This window comes from Xenorhabdus vietnamensis, from assembly GCF_002127535.1.
Classification (GTDB): domain Bacteria; phylum Pseudomonadota; class Gammaproteobacteria; order Enterobacterales; family Enterobacteriaceae; genus Xenorhabdus; species Xenorhabdus vietnamensis.
This window is the reverse complement of record NZ_MUBJ01000126.1, coordinates 1-627: the sequence shown is the minus strand read 5'-3', so window position 1 is coordinate 627 and position 627 is coordinate 1. Positions and strand designations below refer to the sequence as shown.

General features: G+C 45.6%; 1 protein-coding gene. It reads left to right on the top strand.

Translation table 11 applies throughout. The annotated features are described in order from the left end of the window. Positions 1-296: 296 nt before the first annotated feature. The coding region (locus Xvie_RS20515) for an IS6 family transposase (protein ID WP_139838943.1) at positions 297-627 on the top strand (331 nt) is incomplete at its 3' end.

Below are 627 nucleotides of genomic sequence, written 5' to 3'. Positions count from 1 at the left end.
CAGGTCAAAGGCTTCGAACATGTTCGCTATTTTATTCAGACATGACCGCATGGTTATTTGGCTTTTGGTCGATCGTAATCTCAGCAGATAACTGACCGCCGGGTTGATAGCATTATGTGTATTGACTGTGAGGTCATATGATTTTGTTACGTTGTCACTAATTATCAAATCATTCATTATTTACCTCACGGGAACACTCAATCTGAACAGGGTTCATTTTTAAAAATTCAAATGGATTACATTGGACTATAGCATGGATTTTTTCTTACTGCTTTAAACACCTATTTAAAGTAGTAATGTTGCAAATCTGTCTCAGGAATCGGAATTATATCATCGCTCAGTGCGTTCGCTGGTATCTGGCCTACGTCCTGAGCCTGCGTAACTTGGAAGAAATAATGGCAGAGCGCGGTGTTATCGTTGATCATTCCACGCTTCACCGTTGGCTCATCCGTCTGGTGCCATTACTGGATAAGGTATTTCGCCGGCATAACCGGTCGGTAGGCCGCCGCTGGCGAATGGACGAAACCGACATCAAAGTCAAAGGCCAGTGGAAATACCTGTACCGGGCCGTCGACAGCACGGGGCAGACCATCGACTTTCTGCTAACCGTCAAACGGGATGCCGCCG